This window comes from Pedobacter jaeyakensis (genome assembly GCF_054461315.1).
This window is the reverse complement of sequence record NZ_CM136921.1, coordinates 1,500,897-1,525,699: the sequence shown is the minus strand read 5'-3', so window position 1 is coordinate 1,525,699 and position 24,803 is coordinate 1,500,897. Positions and strand designations below refer to the sequence as shown.

Here is a 24,803-nt window from a genome sequence, read left to right as displayed (position 1 = left end):
AGCCCTAGGGATAGGACCAATACTCATGATTTTGAAAACCTTTTACGCATTATTATTTTCACTTTGCATTGGAGTGGGTGTTTGCGCTGCGCAAGACAATTCAGTGTTGCACTCGGAAACAAATGGTGTTATCGACCTTCGCAAGGAATCATTTGAAGAGCCAATAGAGCTTCGTGGCACATGGGGTTTTTATTGGAGTATGCTCGTTGCGCCAGAAGATTCTGTAACAGTACCACCTCAATACGTAAAATTTCCGTCGAGATGGACAGATTATAAGTCCTGGGAACGGAAACTTCCTGCATTTGGCTACGCTTCTTATAAAGTAAAGTTGTTATTGCCAAAAAGCGATGAAACACTGAGGATTGCGATGCCTGAAACATATACTGCCTACGCGCTTTTTATAAATGGCAAGCCAGTTGCCACTAACGGGAAGGTAAGCATAAGCTCAGAAAAGTTTGTCCCCCACTGGGAATATAAAGCTTTTGACGTGCCCAGAAACACGGAGGAACTGATTATACTTCTACAAATCTCCAATTTTGTTCACAGTAAAGGCGGCATCAGCAAACCGCTCGTGATTGGAAAGAAGTTTGATATTGAACTTGAAAGGCGTAGCGCTGAGGCAATCGATTTTATATTGTTCGGCTGTTTAATAATGGGTAGCCTGTTTTTTCTAGGTCTTTTTATTCTTGGAAACCGCGATAAGGCGATTTTAATGTTTGCCATATATTCTACTGTTTACAGTTATAGGATCATCGGTGTGGATGACTATGTTCTCCATACGGTGTTTCCAAATCTGGACTGGTACATTGCGATTCGGATGGAATACATGAGTCTTTTTTTAAGTATCGGACTCTTCGCGCTTTACACAAAGTATCTTTATCCCCTTGAAACCAATAAAAAGATAATAGAAATCGTCAGCATCGTGTGTTTCACTTTTGCATTAGCAACCTTGTGCATTTCCCCAATATTTTTCACTCAGCTAATCAATCCATTTCTAATAGTCACCATCTTTTGCCTGGTTTACGTTCCGGTAATTTACACTATTGCGTATATTAAGAAAAGGCCAGGCTCCATTTATACCCTCCTTAGTTCACTTGCATTAATACCAGCTTTCGCGATTACCCTTTTGCACTATTGGGGAATCATAGGTTCACACCAGATTCTAAGTTTCTTTTGTTATATCTGCTTTTTCTTCCTGCAGTCATTAGTCCTTTCACATCGCGTATCATTTGCTTTGAAGCAAGCCACCACTCAGGCAGAAGAAGGTTTGGTCGTTAAAAGCGAATTTCTAAGTACAATGAGTCATGAGATCCGCACTCCATTGAACGCGGTAATTGGAATGAGTCATCTGCTGCTTAAAAATGAGCCCAGAGAAGATCAAATCGAGCAACTGGACATCATGTTGTTTTCAGCTAATAATTTACTAGCTATCGTGAACGACATATTGGATTATACAAAGATCGAGGCCGGCAAGGTCACGTTTGAGCATATTGAAATGGACATTGCATCAATAGCCAGGAATATTGTTAGCGGCCTGCAGGGATCCGCTACCGACAAAGGTATCTCCCTTAAACTTGATGTAGACGAGAAATTAAAGCATAAGCTAATGGGGGATCCTACACGAACCTCACAAGTCGTGACCAATCTTGTCCACAATGCCATTAAATTTACCCAAAAAGGAAACGTTCAGGTTGGAATTGAAGTAGCGAACCAAAATGAAAGAACTGTCACGCTAAATATATATGTAAAAGACACTGGGATTGGAATTTCGGAAGATAAACAGAAAATCATTTTTGAGCGCTTTACCCAGGCGGATTCCTCAACATCAAGAGGTTTTGGTGGAACAGGACTTGGACTTGCTATCTCTAAGAAGATCCTGGAGTTACAAAAATCGTCATTAAAGCTCATTAGCGAGGAAGGGAAAGGATCTACTTTCTATTTTATTCAAATCTTTGAGAAGAGCATTAAAGAAATTAAGCCCCATGACCCAGAAACTCTTCCAAACGAAGCGGATAAACCTTTAACCGGCGTTCATATCCTCTTAGTGGAAGACAACCTGATGAACGTCCTTGTTGCCCAGAAGTATTTGGAACGCTGGGGAGCTACCATTGATGTAGCACATAATGGTCTTGAAGGACTAAATACGGTCGACCCAAAAATACATCGATTGGTCTTAATAGACTTACATATGCCCGTTATGGATGGGTATGAAGCCACTAGAAACATGCGATCAAGAGGAATAAGCATCCCAATTATAGCATTAACTGCTAATCTTCCGAATGAAATTGCGGAACAAGTTAGGGATGCCGGTATAGACGATTTTGTAGTGAAGCCTTTCTTGCCAGACGAACTATATAGCAAAGTCTTATACTATGCTTCAAAGCACCAGCACTAAAGATAAAATGAAAAAGCCCCTGACATCATATAATCAGGGGCTTTTAAATATGCACAATTGGTTAACAATACTGTTCAAATGCGCCTACCAAGCTGTCGGCAATCATTTGTGCTGGTCTACCTTCTATCTGATGGCGTTCAATCATATGCACGAGCTTACCGTCTTTAAATAAAGCCATTGCCGGAGATGATGGAGGAAAAGGCATCATATAACCCCTGGCTCTGTCTACAGCTTCCTTTTCCATACCTGCAAAAACGGTTACCAATTTATCGGGATGTTTGTCATTAGCTGCAGCAAGTCTTGCAGCTGGACGTGCGTTGGCCGCGGCACAGCCACATACTGAATTCACAACTACAAAAACAGTTCCTTCAGTACCAATTGCACTATCTACTTCCTGGGCAGTCTTCAATTCTTCAAAACCTACTTTTGTAAGTTCAGCACGCATTGGTTCTACTAGATACTCTGGATACATATATTTTAATTTTAATTGTCAATTTGAATGTACAAAGGTACAGTGTCCAGATGCAGCATCAAAGCGAATAAAAAACTGGCGTTCAGTTTTTACCTTTAAATTACTTTGTTATTTTTTCCCCATTTCTTCCAGAACTCTCTTCAATTCTTCGGGATTTTGTATAGTAGCCCACCCTAGCACAGCAATCAGACCAATCATGATGATTACGAACAAAGCACTAAGTATCAAAGCGATTATTGCACATATACGTCCTGCCTTAGAGTTTTTGTAAGAACTCTCGGTGTATAGCCCTGGGTTCTGTTTAAAAAGTTTGAGATCTTTGTTACCCAGAACTAAGCCTATAATGCCAAGGATTAATCCAGGCAATCCATAACAACAACATGACAGAATAGCAAGTATCCCTAATACCAGTACAGGTGTACTGTTTGGCAATGCTTGCTGCCCGAAGGACCCAAACGGATGCACAGGCTCAACAGGTTTTTTAAATTCTGGAGGTTTTGGTGAAGGGTTATTTTCTGACGAGTCCCGAGGGAATTGATTTTCTGACATGGTGATTGAGTTTTAGTATAATTTATGGTTGTATATTTTATAGATATAATTAAGAACAATTACAATCGCAATGATGAGGTATAGGAACTTAATCAGCTGGGCCCCATTTTTAAAATCAAATTTTAGATGCAGAGGAACAAAAATGATAAACATTAAAATAGGAGCAACAGCAGGGTACAAATGAACAGAAGATTTAACATCACCCTGAACTAATGCTAATATGGATCTTTGAAAACCACATCCAGGACAATCCAAACCTGTTAACCTTTTAAACGGGCAAGCCAGTAAATGTCCCTTTAGCCAATCAATGATTAATAAAAATGATAACGAATATGTCATGTATCGCCTTGCACCTATTGTATTTTACTAATTTATATAAATAGTTGAAAAATAAAACTATCATTTTTGAAGATAAAGCCCCTTTTCAACAAACAGTCAATGGGTCTAAAGTCAGCCAAACATAGTAAATGCTATTGGCTTAGTCCCTTTTTGAATTTAGCTAAACTATTCCCTACTTTTGCATACGAAATGCAGAAGGAAAATTAGAAGGCGTGAAATAAAATCATGTTAAATCCAATCCACTGTAAATCATAAACTTAATCATAAACATATGTCATCAGTAGAGACAACTTACGTTCCTTATAAAGTTAAGGACATTTCACTGGCAGAATGGGGCCGCAAAGAGATCGGATTAGCAGAGGCAGAAATGCCAGGTTTGATGTCGCTTCGCGAAGAATTCGGTCCGTCACAACCGTTAAAAGGCGCACGCATTGCAGGCTGCCTTCACATGACCATTCAAACCGCAGTTCTAATTGAGACCCTTGTTGCCCTTGGCGCAGAGGTTACTTGGTCATCATGCAACATTTTCTCCACTCAAGATCACGCCGCCGCGGCGATTGCCGCTGCGGGTATCCAGGTTTATGCCTGGAAAGGATTGGACGAAGAAAGTTTCGATTGGTGTATTGAGCAGACACTACATTTTGGTCCGGATCAGCAACCATTAAACATGATTCTTGATGACGGTGGTGATTTAACAAACATGGTATTTGATAAATTTCCCGAGCTAATTGCAAACATTAAAGGCCTATCAGAAGAAACTACTACCGGCGTTCATCGTTTATACGAGCGTATGAAAAACGGAACATTGCATTTACCTGCAATTAATGTGAATGATTCTGTTACCAAATCTAAATTCGATAACAAATATGGTTGTCGTGAATCATTAGTTGATGCGATTCGTCGTGCAACAGACATCATGATGGCTGGAAAAGTTGCGGTTGTGGCTGGTTACGGAGATGTAGGTAAGGGTTCTGCTGAATCTTTGAGTTCACAAGGTGTACGTGTAATCGTTTCTGAAATTGATCCGATCTGTGCGTTACAAGCCGCAATGGAAGGTTATGAAGTTAAGAAGTTTACTACAGCTGTATTAGAAGCTGACATCATCGTCACCACAACCGGTAATTGTGACATTGTTCGTGCAGAGCACTTCAAGACAATGAAAGATAAAGCTATCGTTTGTAATATCGGTCACTTTGACAATGAAATTGACGTTGCCTGGTTAAATTCCAACTATGGCGATACTAAAGTTGAAATCAAGCCGCAGGTAGATAAATATACTATCGATGGTAAAGATATTATATTATTGGCGGAGGGCCGTTTGGTAAATCTTGGTTGTGCTACCGGTCACCCAAGCTTTGTAATGTCTGCTTCATTCACTAACCAGACACTTGCACAACTAGAACTTTGGACAAATACAGATAAATATGAAAACAAAGTTTACGTCCTTCCTAAATATCTTGATGAGAAAGTAGCTCGTTTACACCTGGCAAAAATTGGAGTTGAGCTTGACGTTCTGGATCAGCATCAAGCTGATTACATTGGTGTTCAAGTTGAGGGCCCGTTCAAACCAGAAGCTTACAGATACTAAAATAAAATAATGTATGGATTGGGGTGTTACTTAAATGTAACATCCCTTTTTTTTGTTCCTCAGTTTATAAATACCTTAACTTTGTGCTATGGCAAAGCTTTCTGTAAACATTAATAAAATTGCAACCCTGCGCAACAGTCGCGGTGGGAACAACCCCGATTTGGTAAAAGTAGCATTAGATTGTGAGCGATTTGGAGCAGAAGGAATTACCGTCCACCCACGTCCCGACGAAAGACACATTCGCTACCAGGATGTTTACGATCTCAAGAGAAAGATTAAAACTGAATTCAATATTGAAGGAAATTGCAGAGAAGAAAAATTTGTTGACTTGGTTTTAGCGAACAAGCCTGTGCAGGTGACGCTTGTACCAGACGCCGATGGACAAATCACCTCAAACCATGGCTGGGATACAATTAAACACCATTCCTATTTAAAAGAAATGGTTTCGCTTTTCAAAGCTGAAGGTATAAGGGTGTCCGTGTTTGTAGATCCTGTTGTTGAAATGATCGCAGCTGCTGCGGATACCGGGGCTGACAGGATTGAATTATATACAGAAGCCTATGCTCATAATTATTATGATAACAGGGAAAAAGCTATTGTACCCTATGTAGCTGCTGCACACAAGGCACACGAAGTCGGATTAGGCATCAATGCAGGACATGATCTCGACCTACACAACTTAAGATACTTTTCGGAAAGTATTCCCGGACTTCTGGAAGTTAGCATAGGTCATGCCTTAATTAGTGATGCAATTTATTTAGGAATGGAAAATACGATACAAATGTATCTTGCCCAACTGAAGCACTAAATCGTTACCCAATTGCTCGTTTATCTTGACCTGAAATAGGCGTATTTTTATTAACTTTGCGCAACTTTTTATTCAAAGAATTCATGAGCTTAAACATTCATTACCAAGAAGACTTTAAAGACCGTCACATTGCGCCAAATTCGGATGATACCGATGCGATGCTTGCTACCCTTAGGGTAGGTTCTGTTGACGAATTGATAGCGCAAACTGTTCCTGAAAAGATCAGATTGAAGCAAATATTAAATCTGCCCGCTGCGAAATCTGAGAAGGATTACCTAAGCGCGTTAAAGCAGACTGCTTCACTTAACAAAGTGTTTAAGTCTTATATCGGACAAGGTTATTATGATACAATAACGCCCGGGGTGATTTTGCGAAACGTGATGGAAAATCCGGGTTGGTATACACAATATACTCCTTACCAGGCAGAGATTGCACAAGGTCGTTTACAAGCGCTCCTTAATTTCCAAACAGCGGTTATTGATCTAACAGGAATGGAGATTGCGAATGCATCCTTACTTGACGAAGGTACTGCGGCTGCTGAAGCCATGTTTATGCAATACAGTTTGCGTAAAAATCAATCTGCGAAAAAATTCTTTGTTTCAGGACTGATCTTCCCCCAAACTATAGACATTCTTAAAACACGCGCAAATCCTTTTGGTATTGAGTTGGTTATTGGCGATCATTTGACTTTCGATCTGCATGACGAATTTTTTGGGGCGATAGTTCAATATCCGGCTGGTAATGGTGAGGTATATGATTATACCGCATTTGCAGAACAAGCTCACGAAAAGAATGTTAAAATCACAGTCATTGCCGATCTGTTGAGCCTTACATTATTAACCCCTCCTGGAGAGTGGGGTGCAGACATCGTTGTTGGTACCAGTCAGCGCTTCGGCGTTCCAATGGGATTTGGTGGTCCGCACGCTGCATTCTTTGCAACTAAAGATGAATATAAACGCGCAATACCTGGACGGATAATTGGGGTTACTATAGACAGTAATAATAATTACGCGCTTCGCATGGCCCTTCAAACCCGGGAGCAACACATCCGCAGGGACAAGGCGACATCCAATATATGTACAGCCCAGGCCTTATTGGCAATTATGGCTGGTTTTTATGCAGTTTACCATGGACCTAAAGGCTTAAAGCTAATTGCAGAACGCACCCATGGCCTGACCATTACGTTGGCAGAATCTTTGAAGAAAATTGGTTATAACGTATTGAGCCAAGTATACTTTGATACGGTTCAACTGGATTTGCATAACCTTGCAGATTCTATTCACAGAGAATGCATTGACAATGAGATTAACCTGCATTATAACGGACCTATCGTAACCATTTCACTTGATGAAACAACTTCTTTTGAGGATGTTAAATTACTAGTCAAAATATTTGCGAAAGTAAAGGCTGTCGCTGCTGATGCAGTAGAAATTTCGGAAGGACCAGTCGAATCTGTTATTCCTGCTCCACTCCAACGCAGCTCAGCCTATCTGACACACCCGATATTTAACGCACACCACTCGGAGCATGAAATGCTCCGCTATGTTAAATCTTTGGAGGCAAAGGACCTATCCCTTTGTCACTCTATGATTGCGCTTGGCTCCTGTACCATGAAGCTCAACGCTACAACAGAAATGATTCCTGTCACATGGCCAGAATTTGGTAAAGTTCACCCTTTTGCGCCTGCAGATCAGGTAATGGGTTATTATACAGTTTTCAATGAACTCGACAAGTGGCTTAGCGAAATTACTGGTTTTGCGGCAATGAGCCTCCAGCCAAATGCAGGTGCTCAGGGTGAATATGCGGGATTGATGGTAATTAGGGCTTACCATCAGGATCGTGGTGATCATCACCGTAACATTGCATTAATTCCTTCTTCTGCGCATGGTACTAATCCTGCTTCTGCAGCAATGGCGGGAATGAAAATCGTTGTAGTTAAATCTCTTGAAAACGGAAACATCGATGTTGAAGATTTGAAAGCCAAAGCGCTGGAATATTCAGCTAACTTATCATGCCTCATGGTAACTTATCCGTCTACTCATGGAGTCTTTGAAGAAAGCATCATTGATATTTGCAATACCATACACGAGAACGGCGGACAAGTTTACATGGATGGCGCTAATATGAATGCGCAAGTTGGTCTGACCAGTCCGGCAAACATTGGTGCTGACGTCTGTCACCTTAATCTCCATAAAACTTTTTGCATTCCTCACGGAGGCGGCGGACCGGGCATGGGTCCAATTGGCGTTGCAAAACATCTGGTTAAATATCTTCCAGGTCATGCGGTTGTAGACATAAATAATGAAAAATCGATCCATGCTGTATCTTCAGCTCCATGGGGATCAGCATCAATCTTAATCATTTCGCATGCTTATATAGCAATGATGGGGGCAGAAGGATTAACCAATGCTACCAGATATGCCATTTTAAATGCAAACTACATGAAAGCCAGGCTTGAGGCTCACTATCCCGTATTGTACTCGGGTGCCAATGGACGTTGCGCACATGAGATGATATTGGACTGCCGGGCATTTAAAAATCACGGAATAGAGGTAGTTGACATCGCAAAGCGACTGATGGATTATGGTTTTCACGCACCAACGGTATCGTTCCCGGTAGCAGGCACATTGATGGTTGAACCAACAGAAAGTGAACCTAAACATGAACTAGACCGTTTCTGTGATGCGTTAATAGCCATTAGAAATGAAATTATTGCTGTTGAGAATGGAACATTAGATAAGATAGACAACCCTTTGAAAAACGCACCTCATACTTCTGCTGTAGTAACTGGAGATGAGTGGTCACACGGCTACAGCAGACAAACAGCAGCATTTCCGCTCCCATATGTGGCAGCTTACAAATTTTGGCCATCAGTTGGCCGGGTTAATGACTCTTACGGAGATAGATCATTAATATGTGCCTGCCCGCCTATAGAGAGTTACCAAGAGAGCGAAAGCTTTGCTTAAATCTTAACATAGATCAATAACGAGCATTAAACCTTTTGGTACATTTGCGTTCTAAGATGCATCAAAAGGTTTTAAAAAAACACTATTCATAAGAAAACAAATAATGAAATTAAAAATCACATCCGTTGCTTTACTACTTCTAGTGGTAGCAGTAAGTTCTGCGTTCATAGCGCCATTTAAACCAACTACATATAAAGTAGATGCAGAAAAATCAAGTTTAACCTGGCTTGGTAAAAAATTGACAGGAAGCCATAACGGAACTATCGCTTTACAATCTGGAAATTTATTGTTCGATGGCAAGAAGCTAACTGGCGGAAACTTTGTAATCAACATGCCTACAATTAAGGATGCTGATAAAAGCGACAAGCTTGAAGGTCACTTGAAAGCTGATGATTTCTTCGGTGTTGATAAATTTGCCACTTCTACTTTGATAGTTAAAAAAGTGGTAGCTGGATCAGGTAATAATGTTACCATTACTGGTGATTTAACAATCAAAGGAATTACGAATCCAGTCACGTTTCCGGCAACAGTAACATGGAATTCGGATGGCACTGTTACCGCTGCGGCAGATAAAATTATCGTAGACAGGACCAAATACGGCATTAAATTCAGATCAAAAGGTATGTTCCCTGATGTTGGAGACAAAATGATTTACGATGAGTTTGAGCTGGCTGTTAAGTTGATAGCTAAGAAATAATTCAAGATAAGATATCAAAAAGGCTATTGCTATTGCAATGGCCTTTTTTTTGCGATAAAAATAAACTAACAGTTTAAACATTTGTATAATATTTTTCTATCTTAGTTGTACACAATATCCCATTTGTTAATACGTTATGTCAGATTATAAAATCAACCTCCTTGTTATTGATGATGATGAAATCAACATCTTCATTATCAAAAAGATCGTAGCAAAAACCGGTTATAACGTTGAGATGACCTCTAAGAATAATGGACAACTGGCCATTGATTATTTGGCTCAAGTATCCGAAGACAAAACTAGATTTCCGCATTTAATGCTTATAGATATTAATATGCCGGTTCTAAATGGATGGGAATTTCTGGAAGCATATGAGAAATTAAGTCCGGAAATAAAATCAGACATGTATATGCTCTCCTCGTCCGTTTATGAAAATGATATTGAAAAAGCAAAAACTTATAAGTCCATTAAAGGATTTATATCAAAACCACTATCAATTGAAAGACTAACCGAACTGCTAAGGCTAATCACCCCTTAATTTATAGTATTTTAAAGTTACCATTAGTTAACTCGACATAACCACTTGATTTTGACTTACCATGGTAAAATAGGCAGTTCCAATTTTCAGCCGCAGCTTTGATTCCAAACTCTTCTCTAAGTTCCATTGCTTTTCTACCGTCAAAGTCGTACTTCGCAATAAATTTTTTGATTAATTCTTCAGGTTCAGGCAAAACATCACCACCAAAAAATACTTTGTCTGTTCCGTCATCAATTAAAAAGACTTGATGAAACGGAGTATGTGCACCAGTAAGCTCATAACCAATCTCCGCGGTTAACTCCCCAGAACCTTCTATAAAATGAAGTTGTGCATTGCGTTGTAGAAAATCAAATATCTCTGTTCTATACGAAGATGAGCTGCTTGTAAAGGCACTTTCCCATTCGCCTTGCTGTATGACATAAGTAGCATGAGGAAAACTAAGTTCCATCTTTCCATTTATGTATTGGACCATGCCCCCAGAGTGGTCAAAATGTAAATGAGACATTAGTACTAAATCGATGTCATCAGGATCAAATCCTGCCTTCCTGATGTTTTCATGAAGAATAAACTTACCATCAGTGTTGTTATACCCTAAACCCGTATCAAAGAGCAAAAGGCTAGTATTAGTTTGCACCAAGAATGGTTGTACATATATAAATAATGACGCTGGACGATCCTGTGGTTTGTCAACAGCAGGATCAAAGGGAACAAACTTTTTAGAAGCATCTACCGAGTAGGAACCCTCGTATAAAGTGAAAACTTGCAATGGCGTAATCTTAGTGAAAAAAAAGAATAAATGATATATTTACCATATCAACGCAAAGATATAGAACCTGCCTGAACAAACAACCAAATGACGACGAAGAAAAGATGGGTGGAGACACCGAAAGGCGATGAGGAGTCGGCAATTTTGTTAGCACAGCAACTCAACATAGACATTACATTGGCTGAAATTCTGGTTCAAAGAAATATTACTTCGTTTGAGCAAGCAAAAGATTTTTTCCGTCCAAGACTTGATTTACTCCATGACCCGTACCTGATGAAGGACATGGACAAAGCAATTCAACGAATAGACTTGGCGATAGAAAAGGAAGAAAACATCTTGATCTATGGTGATTACGATGTGGATGGCACTACTGCAGTTGCGCTGGCCTATAGCTTTTTCAGCAAGATTACGAGAAAGATTGAATACTACATTCCCGACAGACATAAAGAGGGTTACGGAATTTCCCGTGCAGGGATTGACTACGCCAGTCACAATAATTTCAAACTGGTTATTGCCTTGGATTGCGGAGTCAAATCACTGGAAATGATAGCTTACGCGCAAACTTTAGGCGTAGATTTCATCATCTGTGACCACCATTTACCCGGCGAGAGCCTACCGGAGGCAATAGCCATCCTAGACCCCAAGCGTAAAGATTGCAGCTATCCGTTTAAAGAACTTGCGGGCTGTGGAATAGGCTTTAAATTAGCACAAGCCTATGGGATAAAACATAACCTGCCAGATAGTAGCTACTTGCAATATATTGATCTGGTTATGGTTAGCATAGCAGCTGATATTGTACCAGTTGAAGGCGAAAATAGAATATTAGCCTACCATGGTTTGATCAGGCTCAACGCTAATCCTTGTACCGGCTTAAAGGCCCTGATGGATAGTTCGGGAAAAGCAAAAATATATACACTAACAGACGTTGTGTTTAATCTCGCACCTAAAATTAACGCTGCAGGTCGCATGGACCATGGTAATCAGGCGGTGAAAATGCTGATCTGTGATGAAGACCATTTAGCGATTGAACAAAGTGAGTTTATTAATCTTCAAAATTCTGATCGTAGGCTTTCTGATAAGAGCATTACTGCTGAGGCCCTTGCTTTAATAGATGATTCTGCAATTTTAATGGGGAAGAAAACAACGGTTGTGTACAACAGCAGTTGGAATAAAGGAGTAATAGGCATTGTTGCTTCAAGACTAACAGAAAAATATTACCGGCCTACAATCGTGCTGACAGAATCGAATGGCCTATTAACAGGCTCTGCAAGATCAGTAGCTGGCTTCGATCTGTATGAAGCTCTACTGGGATGTGAAGATTTAATGGAACAGTTCGGTGGGCACAAGTTCGCGGCAGGATTAACTTTGAAAAAAGAAAATATAGACCTATTCTCGGAACGTTTCGAGAAAGTGGTTGCCGCTACGATTACAGATGAGCTGCTTTGTCCAGAGGTTACCATAGACACGGAAATAGAACTCGCGCAAATAACTGGCAAGTTTCAGCGTATCATTGCACAAATGGCGCCCTTTGGCCCACACAATACTACTCCAACATTTGTTACCCATAACGTTTACCTCTTGCGTTATCCGCAGGTAGTTGGCGAAAAACACTTAAAGTTTAGTATAAAACAACTAAATTCAGCAAATTTTGAATGTATTGGATTTGGACTTTCGGAATACGAAAAGCTTTTACAACTAAATCGGCCCTTCTCTGTTTGTTATACAATTGAGGAAAACGTATGGCGGGACCAGAAGACAATTCAATTAAATGTAAAAGCAATTAAAATTGATAATTAATACACCAAATGATATTAAGAGCAGAGCATCTGATTAAGAAATACAAGCAGCGAACGGTAGTAAACGACGTTTCCTTTTCTGTTAGTCAGGGCGAAATCGTAGGACTGCTTGGACCAAATGGAGCAGGCAAAACTACTTCCTTTTATATGATTGTAGGGCTGATTAAGCCCAACGAAGGCACCATCTATCTTGATGATGTAGACATTACCGCTGATGCCATGTATAAACGTGCACAAAAAGGTATTGGCTACCTCGCCCAGGAAGCATCAGTATTCAGGAAGCTTTCTGTTGAAGACAACATTATGGCCATTCTGGAAATGACTAAGATGACTAAAGAGGAACGTCATGAAAAACTTGAGGAATTGATCAACGAGTTCAGCCTTCATAAAGTCAGAAAGAATCGTGGAGATCTGCTTTCGGGGGGAACGAAGAAGGACAGAAATTGCCAGGGCGCTTGCTGCAAGCCCCAATTTCATCTTGCTGGATGAGCCATTTGCTGGTGTGGATCCAATTGCGGTAGAAGAGATTCAAACCATCGTTTATAAGCTTAAACAAAAGAACATAGGTATTTTGATTACCGATCACAACGTACAGGAAACACTGTCAATTACTGATAGAGCATATCTCCTATTTGAAGGCAAGATCCTGGAGTCAGGCACTCCTGAAGTACTTGCAGCTAATGAAATGGTGAGAAGGGTATATCTTGGCTCCAACTTTGTATTGCGCAGTAAAAGTTTATAACCAGATTAAACACTTATGGCAATTGTAAATTCTATTTTTACATGGTATATGAAAAAGCGTGTTCATCAGATCGAGCTTTTCATGAAATATCCCCATGATGTGCAGGAAGAGTGGTTTCATAAACTGATTAGCAGTGCTCAGGATACCGAATGGGGAGAAAAATACCATTACCATAGTATTGAAAACCCAAAACAATTTAAACAAAGGGTTCCCATCCAAAACTATGATTCTCTTAAACCATACATAGAAAGAATGCTGAACGGCGAGCAAAACATCCTCTGGCCTTCAGAAATAAAATGGTTTGCCAAATCGTCAGGAACAACTAGTGATAGGAGCAAATTTATTCCTGTTTCCGAAGAGTCTTTGCAGGAATGCCACTACAAAGGTGGAAAAGATCTGCTGTCTATATTCTGTAACAACCGCCCCGAGAACCAAATACTAACAGGTAAAGGACTGGTCCTAGGTGGAAGTCACCAGATCAACCAACTCAATGAAGATTCCTTCTATGGTGACTTATCAGCCGTATTGATAAAAAATCTACCCATTTGGGCAGAATATTATCGTACACCCAATATGTCAATCGCCCTGATGGACAACTACGAGATTAAAATGGAAAAAATGGCTGAGGCCACCATTAAAGAAAACGTAACAAATATCGCGGGAGTCCCTACCTGGACTATTGTGCTGGCAAAAAAGGTGCTTGAAATCACTGGAAAAAAGAATTTATTGGAGGTTTGGCCCAACTTGGAGCTTTATACACATGGTGCTGTAAACTTTAAACCGTATAGGGAACAATTTAAAGAGCTGATTCCATGCAATGATATGTATTACCTGGAAACTTATAATGCCTCTGAAGGTTTTTTTGGCATACAAGATGAAGTGAATTCTGACGAAATGCTGCTTATGCTAGACTATGGCATTTATTATGAATTCCTTCCTATTGAAAATCTGGAAGATGAATATGCCGATACGCTTTCCCTTGACCAAGTCGAGTTAAATAAAAACTATGCCATCATCATTTCTACCAATGGAGGGCTATGGCGCTATATGATTGGAGACACTGTACAATTTACAAATATTGCTCCGTATCGAATCCGTATTACTGGTCGAACAAAGCACTTTATAAACGCCTTTGGCGAAGAGGTGATCATTGATAATGCGGAACAGGCGATCTGCAAAGCTTGTGATGTGACAGGGGCAGTTTTTAAAGACTACACGGCCTGCCCTATTTATTTTAAAGGAGAAGATGTAGGCGGACACGAATGGATTATAGAATTTGACCAGCAACCAAACGATTTTGAGAAATTTGTTGACATACTGGATCAAACTTTAAGAGACGTTAACTCAGATTATGACGCCAAACGCTTTAAAGATATGGCACTAAAACGACCAATAGTACACAATGCGCCTGCGAACACCTTCTACAACTGGCTTAAGAAAAAAGGTAAGCTTGGTGGGCAACATAAAGTTCCGCGATTAGCAAATGACCGGAAATATGTAGAAGAAATTTTAGAGTTGCTGTAGTGATTTTTTTTAGCTACATTCAAATAGCTAAATATTAATTACTTATGAAAACAGTACAACAAATACTAGATGCGAAGCCGTCGCAAATATTTTCAGTAGCTGAAAATTCATCAGTTCTTTCCGGGCTCCAATTGATGATGGAGCGAAATGTTAGCGCCCTGCTCATTACTAAAGAAGAAGTGCTTACAGGAATCTTTACTGAACGTGATTACGCCAGAAAGATTATCCTCCATGGAAAATCATCGGCAGACACGAGCATCTATGAAGTCATGACTGCACAACCCATTACCGTGCTGCCAACAGACAGCATTGAAAAATGTATGCAACTAATGACAGACAAACATATAAGGCATTTGCCAGTTATGAAAGATGAAAAGCTGCTTGGAATGGTCTCTATAGGAGATCTTGTAAAATTTATTATTGCTGATCAAAAGCAAACCATATCTCAGTTGGAAAGTTACATTAGCAGTTAAAATAAATGGCCGGCTTAATTCTCAACCGGCCATTTATAGTTACCAAATAGACTACCAGATCTTTACCCGGTCCTTTGGTGCAAGATAAAGGGAATCGGTAGATTTCACTTTGAATGCTTCGTAAAATTCAGGAATATTCCTCACTACGCCATTTACCCTGAATTTAGCAGGAGAATGCGGATCAGTCCCAACTTGATTTCTTAATGCTTCTTCATTGGCTTTATTTAACCAAGCTTGTCCCCAACCAATAAGCACGCGCTGCTCACCAGTAAACCCGTCCATCACAGGAGCTGGCTTACCTTCCAAGCTAGCCTTGTAGGCTTTCATCGCGATACTCAACCCACCTAAATCACCTATATTCTCACCTAAAGTAAATGTGCCGTTTACGCTAAGATCAGGAAATACTTTAAAGCTATTGTATTGTGCAACCAAAGCATTGGTGCGCTTTTTAAACTCAGAAAGGTCTTTAGGAGTCCACCAGTTTCTCAATACCCCGTCGCCATCGAAGGTACTACCCTGATCGTCAAACCCATGTCCTATTTCATGGCCGATTACTGCACCTATACCGCCGTAGTTTACGGCATCATCTGCCCCCATATCGAAATAGGGTGGCTGAAGGATTGCTGCTGGGAAGACAATTTCATTTAGCGTCGGATTATAATAAGCATTAACTGTTTGTGGCGTCATACCCCATTCTTTCCTGTCGACCACTTCCCCAAGCTTATCCATAGTACGTTTGTATTCAAATTCAGTAGCGCGTAGGGAATTACCATATAAATCACCTTTAACTACTTTCAGGTTACCATAGTCTCTCCATGTATCAGGATATCCGATCTTAGGCATAAACTTCTTAATCTTAACTAGAGCCTGCTTCTTAGTTTCAGGGCTCATCCAATCCAATGCATTGATGCTTGTCTCATAAGCTTTAAGTAAATTATTGACTAGCTTCAACATCCTTTCCTTTGCTGCAGGAGGAAAATGTTTCTCCACATATAATTTCCCAACCATCTCCCCAAGATTGGCATTTACCATGGCAACAGCTCTACGCCATTGTGGTTTCTGCTCTTTTATGCCTAGCATAGTCTTGGAATAGAAATCGAAGTTTTCCTGGTCCAGCGCTGTATTTAAAAGTGTGGCAGCTCCCGTTACAGCTCCCCATTTAAGATAATCTTTCCATGTATCTATTGGTGTACTTTTAAAAATGCCGTTCAGCGCTTTTGTATACGCTACTTGAGTAACAACAATGCTATCGGGGTTTTTAACGCCGGCCTCATTTAAAAAAACAGTCCAATCAAAATCAGGCGTAAGGCTTACTAAACTTTTCACAGCATATTTATTATAAAGTGCCGCAATATTCCTGGTATCTTCTTTTTTCATTTGCTTTCCAGCAAGCTGAGTTTCCAGCGCCATGATCTGTTCTGCTTTCCTTTTAGCATCAGAAATACCCGCAATGCCAAGCATCTTTTCAATGTGGATTACATACTTTGCACGAAGGGCTGCAGATTTCGCATCTGTTAAAAAGTAGTATTCCCGGTCTGGCAGTCCAAGTCCCCCCTGCCACGTTAACAACATATAACGTTTTGGATCTTTAAAATCTTCTGTAACGCTAACGTTAAAAGGAATTTTAATCCCGACCCTATTGGCATAGGCCATATAGGAAACCAAATCCTTAGCCGTCTTTATGGCATCAATCTTCTGAAACTCTTTAGTTAAAGGCGCCAATCCAATTGAGTCACGTACCTTGCTGTTCATGAACGATTCGTAAAAATCACCTATCTTCTGTTCTTCAGAACCGTCCTTCGGACTACCTTTTGATGCATTTTCGATAATTGCTTTTACGTCTTCCTGCGCTTTATCATTCACAATAGCTCCTGCGCCGTAAGAAGCCTTGTCAGAAGGAAGTTTGGTATTTTTAACCCATGTACCGTTTACATAAGCAGTGAAATTATCTCCCGGATTTACCGTAGTATCCATGTTCTTTATAAGAATGCCGGAATGTAGCTCACCAGATGTATCTCCGTTTTTACAGGAAAACGTGCCAAGTATCGCCAACGCCACAACGGGCATGATCATTTTGTTAATTCTATCCATCAGTTTTTATTTGAGTTAACATTGTTAGTATCCAAATTAATTGGAAGATTAAAAATACATATATTTTTTTGTTAAAGGAATTTTACAAAAGGATAACGGTTCATTGACGACTGAGGCCTGATTCTTGATCGAAATTACCTTTACCCTAATTACAACTATGATAGAATTTTACAAAAGTATTTCAGTGATTATTCTCTTCAGTTTGGTCATACTGATAACGTTTGTTGAAATGTTTTTTAGCTATACCCACGACAGACACCATTATCAAAAAAAAGATACGCTTACCAATATTTATTTAATGGTTTCTGCGTTCATTGTCAACCTAACCACTAAAGCTGGAACTTTCCTTTTACTCCACTATGTGTATTTGCACTACAGGATATTCCAGATTAACAATACAATATTATATTGGCTGGTGTTGATCCTCGCTCAAGATTTCCTCTACTGGGTACTGCATTACACAGGTCATTATGTCCGTTTCTTCTGGGCGATGCACGTCACACACCATTCTTCAACATTTTTTAATCTGACAACCGGTTTTAGGTCTACTGTATTTGAGCCTTTATACCGTGTTTTCTTTTACCTTCCGCTTGCCTTTATGGGATTTGATGCGTTCGATATTCTGTTCGCATATTTGATTACTCAAATATATGGTAACATAGTGCATACTCAGGCCATAAAAAAACTACATCCAATCATTGAATATATTTTTGTCACCCCTTCGCACCACCGTGTTCACCATGCAAGTAATTTAAGGTATCTTGACAAAAACATGGGTATGGTACTGATCTTATGGGACCGATTATTTGGGACCTTTCAGCCGGAAATTGACCATGAGGACATCAAATTTGGTTTAACTAAACAACCTGAAGACAATGGCCCGGTGAACATTATTTTTCATGAATTCATTGCAATCTGGCAAGACATGAAAAAAACGCCTAGCTACCGTAATAAGCTAAAATACATTTTTTATCCTCCGGGCTGGAGCCATGACAACAGCACCCAAACTGCAAAGGAAATGCAGCGAAATCTTCCCTACATTTGATTTTACAGGAATGATTTTGCTAAATATCATGCAAATTATAGATCGTTAAACAAATATCCGCTGTAGGCTAAACCTTTGGCAACGCTTTTAAAGTTATCTCCGGAGTTTAGCTTGATGTGAGGAAATTTGGTCTTGAATAATTTCTGAATACGCCCAACCATTGAGGTACCTCCTGTTAAAAAAAGACTATCTATGTCTGTCGCACTTATTTTGTGCTGTATCATAAACTTATCCAGGTAATCTTCAATGCGGACCACATCCTTTTCGATGATCTCTTCGTAATGCGACAATTGGATATTTTCTTCAATTTTTATATCCATTTTTTTATAGCGGAATACGGAATGATTAGATTTTGACAACTCAATTTTTGTTTTTTCGATTGATTGGAACATTGAGTAACCTAAATTATTATCTATCAGTGTGATCAAGTTTCTAAACTTGGCATCATTGCCAGAAAAGTAGTAATAATTTTCGATGTCTTTTTTAATTCGTTGCCCGTTAAAAAAATTCATTTGTTCCCAGGAACAGATGTTTACAAAAAGTGACTTTGGCACAGTAAGAATTTTACCTAGCGTTGCTTCGTAAGTAGTGTTTTTACCAAAGTACGGCGTACCAATTTCCCACATGAATGCAGAATCAAAGCTATCTCCGCCAATGTAAATACCACCAGTAGCCATCATGTCATTTTTCCTGTCCTTTGCACCAACCTTTACAGGATCCAGAACTAGGTATGTAAAATCCGTAGTACCACCTCCAAGATCGGCAACCAATACGTTTTCCTTTTTCTCAAGCGTCTTCTCATAAGCAAAAGCTGCCCCAATAGGTTCAAACTGAAATCTTACTTCTCTAAAGCCAGCAATTTCAGCCGCTTTGCTCAATCGGTTTTGTGCAAGAGTATCTTTCTGAACATTGTCATCATCAAAAAAAACTGGCCTGCCAATCACTGCTCGCTGGCAATCTTGACCAGTTAGCTCATCAGCTTTGCTTTTTAGTTCTCTTAGAATTATGGCAACCAAGTCTGATGCATTGTACTTTCGGTTATGAATCCGGGTTTCTGTGAAACTGCTTCTGGACAGGATTTGCTTAATTGATTTAATGAAACGTCCCTTCATTCCATCATTGAGATACGCTGAAATTGCTTCCTCCCCTACTACATAGCTTTGTTCATCTACACCCTTTAGCTGATGATAAAAATAGATTAGTGAAGGAATAATGATAGTACTTTGAATTTCTTTCGAATCTTCATCATAAATGGCCAGGGCAGAATTGGTTGTACCAAAGTCTATACCGTATAAGTAGTTTTTCATAAAAGGGATGCAAAACTAATAAAAAAACCCACAACAAAGCGGTGAGTTCTGCCTATCTCATTCTGCTGTTACTGCAGTTTTACAATGTAATCTACAATTGCGTTTCCACCAGCATCCAGCGTAAGAGTTATTCCCTTTTTATCTTGCTTAAATTGAACTTTCTTATGATCTATCATCTTGTACGCGCTCTTGATCTTCTTATTTTCCAATGGGATGAATACCTGGTTGGAAGATGGAATCTTGAGAATGTGTACATAGAATATATTGTCGCGTGCAGTGATAACTCCCCAATCCTGAGCCGGTATGATATTACCGCGTGTACCATATATGCTTTCACCATTGGTCTTCATCCACTCCCCTACTTTTGCCAAAGTATCAACAAATTCTGGCTGTACCTTTCCATTGGGCATAGGACCGATGTTGAGCAGGAAATTGGCATTTCTTCCTGCCGCATTGACAATGTAATTTACCAGCTGGTTTACAGATTTATAGTTGTTATCATTAATATTGAAACCCCAGCTGCCATTCATCGTTTCGCAGGTTTCTAATGGTAGTTGACCAATTTTTGCATCAGCGCTGAAGCCAGCAGTATTGCCTCCTGGCAAATCCTTTTCAAATAACTGGAAATCTTCACCCTCCTTTACAGCAAGATGGTGATTATTGCCAATCATGATTTCGGGATTAAGATTATGAATTAATGCGTAAATTTCATCGAAATGCCAGTTGCTGTCTTTCCTATCCCATTCTCCATCAAACCAAATCCCTTTTACACTTGGATAATTCGTAATTAACTCGGTTAACTGCATTTTCATAAAGTCGATATAGGCTTTCCAGTCACCATTTACTGGAACTCCATCTTTCATTGGGCTACCATACGCATAATCTTCGCGACCCCAGTCAAGTAGGGAATAATAGAAGCGGAGTTCTATTCCCTCCTTTTCACACTCGGCAGCCAATTCTTTCAATGGGTCCATTTTATAGGGTGTAGCATCAACGATATTATAGGGAGAAGCCTGAGTTTTATACATACTAAATCCATCATGATGCCTGCTAGTGATCGTAATATATTTCATACCGGCATTTTTTGCTATCGTTACCCACTCCTTTGCATTAAATGCCTGTGGATTGAAAAAATCAGCCAGTCGCTTGTAATTATTATAGGGAATCTTCCTGGTGTTCATTACCCACTCGCCATCACCTAGCGTACTGTATATCCCCCAATGAATAAACATGCCCAATTTCATATCTTGAAAATGTTGTCGGGCCTTCAAATTTGAAGCGGATGGTTTGTAACGATGGTTCTCTTGAGCAGAAGAAACTAAAAAAAAGAGAAAAAATGCAAAAATTAAGGCTGTAGATTTCATTGGTTTATAGATTGGTTACCAGCAAATATATCATACATAAACGCAAAGATATTCAACGCAATTATCCAATTCTTAAAGGTTACTGGCAGATATGCAAAAGCCATAGAAATAAAAAAAGGCAAGCGACCGTTTTACCGTGCTTGCCTTTTTGGCTCCCTCTGCTGGGCTCGAACCAGCGACCCTCTGATTAACAGTCAGATGCTCTAACCAGCTGAGCTAAGAAGGAGTACTCTGGTTACCAAAACCGCCTTTGGATCTTCTTTAAGAAGCAAACCCTCGTTCGTTTTGGGAATGCAATATTAGGGCTTTTAAATTATTTATGCAATATTTGTAGCAAAAAAAAATTAAAAAATATATATGAGCCTGATAATCATAGGAACTGTAGCTTTTGATGCTATCGAAACACCTTTCGGAAAGACAGATAAAATAGTAGGCGGTGCTGCAACTTACGCCAGTTTATCCGCATCCTACTTTTACGATAAGGTAAAAATTGTAGCGGTAATTGGAGATGATTTTGGAAAAAAGAATATTGATAAGTTTGCAGAACACGGGATCGACACAGAGGGACTTCAGGTAAAAGCAGGAGAAAAATCTTTTTTCTGGTCGGGAAAATACCATAACGACATGAACAGCAGAGATACCTTAATTACGGAGCTGAATGTGTTAGAAAACTTTGACCCCATTATCCCTGAAAGCTATCAAGACTGCGAATATCTGATGCTGGGGAACCTTACCCCTATCGTGCAGCAAACTGTAATCAAACGGCTTAAAAATCGCCCAAAACTTATCGTATTGGATACCATGAATTTTTGGATGGACATTATGATGTCTGATTTACTGGAGACAATTAAGTTGGTTGATGTACTAACCATTAATGATGCGGAAGCAAGACAGCTTTCCGGAGAATACTCGTTGGTCAAGGCCGCCAGGAAAATTCTGGAAATGGGACCTAAATATCTGATCATTAAAAAAGGTGAACACGGCGCATTATTGTTTCATGAAGACAAGATATTTTCTGCTCCTGCACTTCCCTTGGCTGATGTATTTGACCCAACTGGCGCCGGAGATACTTTTGCCGGCGGCTTCATAGGATATCTTGCCAAAGTGGGAACAATTAGCTTCAACAATATGAAAAACGCAATAATTTATGGTTCTGCACTTGCGTCATTCTGCGTAGAGAAATTTGGTACAGAAAAAATATTAAATCTTACTGAAGAAGAAGTAGCAGCACGTGTTCAAGAGTTTGTAAACTTGAGCTCGTTCACTATAGAAGCTTAATTACATCAACCTACCGATAACAGAAAATTTTTCAAATACACTTTCAGTGTGCGGGGCGTCAGACAACTCATCACTCAGGTCTTGCCCCGCCCAATGTTCGTAATGTTTGCCGTTCTTCCAAAGCCTACTTTCGGAAACGTCATAAATCAAACCTCTATAGGCCACCCAAATTTGAGGTTTATCTTGTCCGTTTCGCAGCGCGAGTTGTTGTTTTGTATATATTGGGAGTTCCATTCTTATTTCAAAAGTATACAATTATTGCTATACCAAATAAAAAACACAAAAGGCCTGATTCGATTGAAACAGGCCTTTGAGAAGGGAATTTAATTAGTTTAAGCGATGTCGGCTCCTAAAATATCTTTTGAATAAGTTTTCAAATATTTCTTCAGGATTTGTCTGGCAACGTGTATTCTTGTTTTTACTGTTCCAATTGGAATATTTAGCTCTTCTGCAATTTCATGGTACTTGAAGCCTTCAAAGTACTTAATGAAAGGAATGTAATATTCAGGGGCTAAAGTAGAAAGAGCTTTGTTTATGTCTCCTATCACAAATTTACTTTCACTTGTGTTTGAAGAAGCACTGTAATGAAGGTTCGCTGAAGAAATATCGTCAGTCTTAGTAATCAGCGCATTGGTTTTAACTAATCTTCTGTAGTTATTAATGAAAGTATTTTTCATTATCGTAAACAACCACCCCTTCAAATTTGTTCCCTCTTTAAATTTGCTGTAGTACGTAACAGCTTTTAACATAGTATCTTGCACTAAATCATTTGCATCTTCTATGTCTTTAGTAAAATTTAAAGCGAATGACTGCAAGGACACTGAATGATCATGGAGTTGCAGGTTGAATTCATTTTTTGTCATGATGTTTAAGTTTTAGTGGTTTTAAAAAACAAAGAAGCTTTATCAGTGGCGAAACGCTTTTTGTTTAATGCTGTACACGCTAACCTATACAATAGGTATACCAAAAAATGAATTTGGATGTTAAGAAATCAATTTTGTCTGTTTAATGGCAAAGAAAGTAAATGTCACAAAATATTTACTTCTCTTTCTAAACGAACACCAAATTTGGCATCCACAGCCAAAATGATCTGTTCTGAAAAACTATACACTTCTGTCCCGGTTGCATCTCCGTGATTAACCAAAACGAGTGCTTGGTGTTTCCAGGTGCCTGTTTGTCCAATAGTAACTCCCTTAAATCCGCATTGCTCAATAAGCCATCCCGCGGCCAACTTTTCCCCGCCTTCTGGAAGAGAGTAATGAACAACGTCTGGAAATTTCTTACAAAGAACCCGAAATGCCGCTGCACTAACAACAGGATTTTTGAAAAAGCTACCCGCATTACCTATAGTTGAAGGGTCAGGAAGTTTGCCTACCCTAATCTCTGATACCACAGTTGAAACATCTGCAATGGTTGGAGCTGTAATGTTACGCCTTTTAAGCTCTTCCTGAATAGCTCCATACCGTGTATTGATCTTCGGAGTGTTGCTAAGTTTAAATGTAACCGAAGTAATTATATATTGTCCTTTGAGTTCTGTTTTAAAAACACTCTCCCGGTAACTAAATTTACAGTCATCGTAATTAAAGATTCTCTTATCGCCAGTTTGAATTTCATAAGCAATGCAAGAGTCAAACACATCTTTCAATTCAACACCGTAGGCGCCAATATTTTGTACTGGCGAAGCCCCTACTGTTCCAGGAATTAAACTGAGGTTTTCTAATCCGGCGAAACCATTATTAACGCAAAATGTAACCAGCGCATGCCAGAGCACACCAGCTCCTGCAGTAACTTTAACCCCATCTTCTGTTTCGGCATAACTGATGCCAGGTATACTTATCTTCACTACCAACCCTTCAAAATCCTTCGTAAAAAGAACATTGCTTCCGCCACCCAATACTAGCAATGGCTTACTTTTAAGGTCCGTCTGAAGTATTTCACTCAAATCCTCCACAGTTACAATCTCCACAAAGGCAGCAGCAAATGCAGAAATTCCAAACGTGTTGTATGGCTTAAGCGAAATATTTTCTTGAACAGTGAGCATGGATATATTAGTATATAAAGTACA

General features: G+C 39.6%; 21 protein-coding genes, 1 tRNA gene and 1 pseudogene. 12 read left to right on the top strand and 11 right to left on the bottom strand.

Going from position 1 to position 24,803, the window contains the following annotated elements; all coding sequences use genetic code 11:
* The first annotated feature begins 25 nt into the window (after positions 1-25).
* Positions 26-2,395 carry an ATP-binding protein gene (locus ACXZ1K_RS06735; RefSeq protein WP_458972618.1) on the top strand — a complete coding sequence of 790 codons (2,370 nt, stop codon included), beginning with the start codon at positions 26-28 and terminating at the stop codon, positions 2,393-2,395.
* 61 nt (positions 2,396-2,456) lie between these two features.
* Here the strand turns inward: ACXZ1K_RS06735 and ACXZ1K_RS06730 are convergent, their stop codons facing one another.
* The 3 genes from ACXZ1K_RS06730 to ACXZ1K_RS06720 all read right to left on the bottom strand — a co-directional run bounded on the left by ACXZ1K_RS06730 (position 2,457) and on the right by ACXZ1K_RS06720 (position 3,755).
* Positions 2,457-2,867 carry a BrxA/BrxB family bacilliredoxin gene (locus tag ACXZ1K_RS06730; RefSeq protein WP_458972617.1) on the bottom strand — a complete coding sequence of 137 codons (411 nt, stop codon included), beginning with the start codon at positions 2,865-2,867 and terminating at the stop codon, positions 2,457-2,459.
* A 108-nt stretch (positions 2,868-2,975) separates the two neighbouring features.
* Positions 2,976-3,416 carry a CCC motif membrane protein gene (locus tag ACXZ1K_RS06725; protein ID WP_458972616.1) on the bottom strand — a complete coding sequence of 147 codons (441 nt, stop codon included), beginning with the start codon at positions 3,414-3,416 and terminating at the stop codon, positions 2,976-2,978.
* Positions 3,417-3,428: 12 nt separating this feature from the next.
* The gene (locus tag ACXZ1K_RS06720) at positions 3,429-3,755 is read right to left on the bottom strand and encodes a DUF2752 domain-containing protein (protein WP_458972615.1); all 327 of its coding nucleotides are present in this window, start codon (positions 3,753-3,755) and stop codon (positions 3,429-3,431) included.
* 271 nt (positions 3,756-4,026) lie between these two features.
* On the opposite strand from ACXZ1K_RS06720, the gene ahcY reads away from it, so the two are divergent.
* The 5 genes from ahcY to ACXZ1K_RS06695 all read left to right on the top strand — a co-directional run bounded on the left by ahcY (position 4,027) and on the right by ACXZ1K_RS06695 (position 10,352).
* Positions 4,027-5,343 (top strand): adenosylhomocysteinase, encoded by a 1,317-nt coding sequence (ahcY, locus tag ACXZ1K_RS06715; RefSeq protein WP_458972614.1) that lies wholly within the window; start codon positions 4,027-4,029, stop codon positions 5,341-5,343.
* Positions 5,344-5,431: 88 nt separating this feature from the next.
* Positions 5,432-6,151 (top strand): pyridoxine 5'-phosphate synthase, encoded by a 720-nt coding sequence (locus ACXZ1K_RS06710; protein WP_458972613.1) that lies wholly within the window; start codon positions 5,432-5,434, stop codon positions 6,149-6,151.
* An 83-nt stretch (positions 6,152-6,234) separates the two neighbouring features.
* Entirely contained in the window at positions 6,235-9,117 is a 2,883-nt protein-coding gene (gene gcvP / locus ACXZ1K_RS06705; protein ID WP_458972612.1) for an aminomethyl-transferring glycine dehydrogenase, read from the top strand.
* A gap of 103 nt (positions 9,118-9,220) precedes the next feature.
* The gene (locus tag ACXZ1K_RS06700) at positions 9,221-9,814 is read left to right on the top strand and encodes a YceI family protein (RefSeq protein WP_458972611.1); all 594 of its coding nucleotides are present in this window, start codon (positions 9,221-9,223) and stop codon (positions 9,812-9,814) included.
* A gap of 136 nt (positions 9,815-9,950) precedes the next feature.
* Entirely contained in the window at positions 9,951-10,352 is a 402-nt protein-coding gene (locus ACXZ1K_RS06695; RefSeq protein WP_458972610.1) for a response regulator, read from the top strand.
* Between the two features lies 1 nt (position 10,353).
* Here the strand turns inward: ACXZ1K_RS06695 and ACXZ1K_RS06690 are convergent, their stop codons facing one another.
* Entirely contained in the window at positions 10,354-11,118 is a 765-nt protein-coding gene (locus ACXZ1K_RS06690; RefSeq protein ID WP_458972609.1) for an MBL fold metallo-hydrolase, read from the bottom strand.
* Positions 11,119-11,205: 87 nt separating this feature from the next.
* Between ACXZ1K_RS06690 and recJ the strand changes: the two genes are divergently transcribed.
* The 4 genes and pseudogenes from recJ (at position 11,206) to ACXZ1K_RS06670 (ending at position 15,653) form a co-directional block, all read left to right on the top strand.
* On the top strand, positions 11,206-12,915 hold the full coding sequence (gene recJ / locus ACXZ1K_RS06685; RefSeq protein WP_458972608.1) for a single-stranded-DNA-specific exonuclease RecJ: 1,710 nt from the start codon (positions 11,206-11,208) through the stop codon (positions 12,913-12,915).
* Between the two features lie 8 nt (positions 12,916-12,923).
* Positions 12,924-13,656: pseudogene (lptB, locus tag ACXZ1K_RS06680) on the top strand (LPS export ABC transporter ATP-binding protein).
* Between the two features lie 15 nt (positions 13,657-13,671).
* On the top strand, positions 13,672-15,180 hold the full coding sequence (locus ACXZ1K_RS06675; RefSeq protein WP_458972607.1) for a GH3 auxin-responsive promoter family protein: 1,509 nt from the start codon (positions 13,672-13,674) through the stop codon (positions 15,178-15,180).
* 44 nt (positions 15,181-15,224) lie between these two features.
* Positions 15,225-15,653: a CBS domain-containing protein gene (locus tag ACXZ1K_RS06670; protein WP_458972606.1), complete on the top strand. Its 429-nt coding sequence runs from the start codon at positions 15,225-15,227 to the stop codon at positions 15,651-15,653.
* A gap of 51 nt (positions 15,654-15,704) precedes the next feature.
* On the opposite strand, the gene ACXZ1K_RS06665 is transcribed toward ACXZ1K_RS06670, so the two are convergent.
* Positions 15,705-17,744 (bottom strand): M13 family metallopeptidase, encoded by a 2,040-nt coding sequence (locus tag ACXZ1K_RS06665; RefSeq protein WP_458972605.1) that lies wholly within the window; start codon positions 17,742-17,744, stop codon positions 15,705-15,707.
* Positions 17,745-17,901: 157 nt separating this feature from the next.
* Here ACXZ1K_RS06665 and ACXZ1K_RS06660 point away from each other — a divergent pair, with 157 nt between their 5' ends.
* A complete protein-coding gene (locus ACXZ1K_RS06660) occupies positions 17,902-18,789 on the top strand; it encodes a sterol desaturase family protein (RefSeq protein WP_458972604.1) in 888 nt (295 codons plus the stop codon).
* Between the two features lie 35 nt (positions 18,790-18,824).
* Here the strand turns inward: ACXZ1K_RS06660 and ACXZ1K_RS06655 are convergent, their stop codons facing one another.
* The 3 genes from ACXZ1K_RS06655 to ACXZ1K_RS06645 all read right to left on the bottom strand — a co-directional run bounded on the left by ACXZ1K_RS06655 (position 18,825) and on the right by ACXZ1K_RS06645 (position 21,686).
* Positions 18,825-20,096 carry an Hsp70 family protein gene (locus ACXZ1K_RS06655; RefSeq protein WP_458972603.1) on the bottom strand — a complete coding sequence of 424 codons (1,272 nt, stop codon included), beginning with the start codon at positions 20,094-20,096 and terminating at the stop codon, positions 18,825-18,827.
* 68 nt (positions 20,097-20,164) lie between these two features.
* Positions 20,165-21,460 carry an alpha-L-fucosidase gene (locus ACXZ1K_RS06650; RefSeq protein ID WP_458972602.1) on the bottom strand — a complete coding sequence of 432 codons (1,296 nt, stop codon included), beginning with the start codon at positions 21,458-21,460 and terminating at the stop codon, positions 20,165-20,167.
* 149 nt (positions 21,461-21,609) lie between these two features.
* A tRNA-Asn gene (locus ACXZ1K_RS06645) sits at positions 21,610-21,686 on the bottom strand.
* Between the two features lie 131 nt (positions 21,687-21,817).
* On the opposite strand from ACXZ1K_RS06645, the gene ACXZ1K_RS06640 reads away from it, so the two are divergent.
* Positions 21,818-22,738 carry a PfkB family carbohydrate kinase gene (locus ACXZ1K_RS06640; protein WP_458972601.1) on the top strand — a complete coding sequence of 307 codons (921 nt, stop codon included), beginning with the start codon at positions 21,818-21,820 and terminating at the stop codon, positions 22,736-22,738.
* On the opposite strand, the gene ACXZ1K_RS06635 is transcribed toward ACXZ1K_RS06640, so the two are convergent.
* From ACXZ1K_RS06635 to murB, 3 genes are all read right to left on the bottom strand, one after another.
* The gene (locus ACXZ1K_RS06635; protein WP_458972600.1) at positions 22,739-22,972 is read right to left on the bottom strand and encodes a cytochrome b5 domain-containing protein; all 234 of its coding nucleotides are present in this window, start codon (positions 22,970-22,972) and stop codon (positions 22,739-22,741) included.
* A gap of 98 nt (positions 22,973-23,070) precedes the next feature.
* Entirely contained in the window at positions 23,071-23,601 is a 531-nt protein-coding gene (locus ACXZ1K_RS06630) for an RNA polymerase sigma factor (RefSeq protein WP_458972599.1), read from the bottom strand.
* 164 nt (positions 23,602-23,765) lie between these two features.
* Positions 23,766-24,779 (bottom strand): UDP-N-acetylmuramate dehydrogenase, encoded by a 1,014-nt coding sequence (gene murB, locus ACXZ1K_RS06625; RefSeq protein WP_458972598.1) that lies wholly within the window; start codon positions 24,777-24,779, stop codon positions 23,766-23,768.
* Positions 24,780-24,803: the final 24 nt, after the last annotated feature.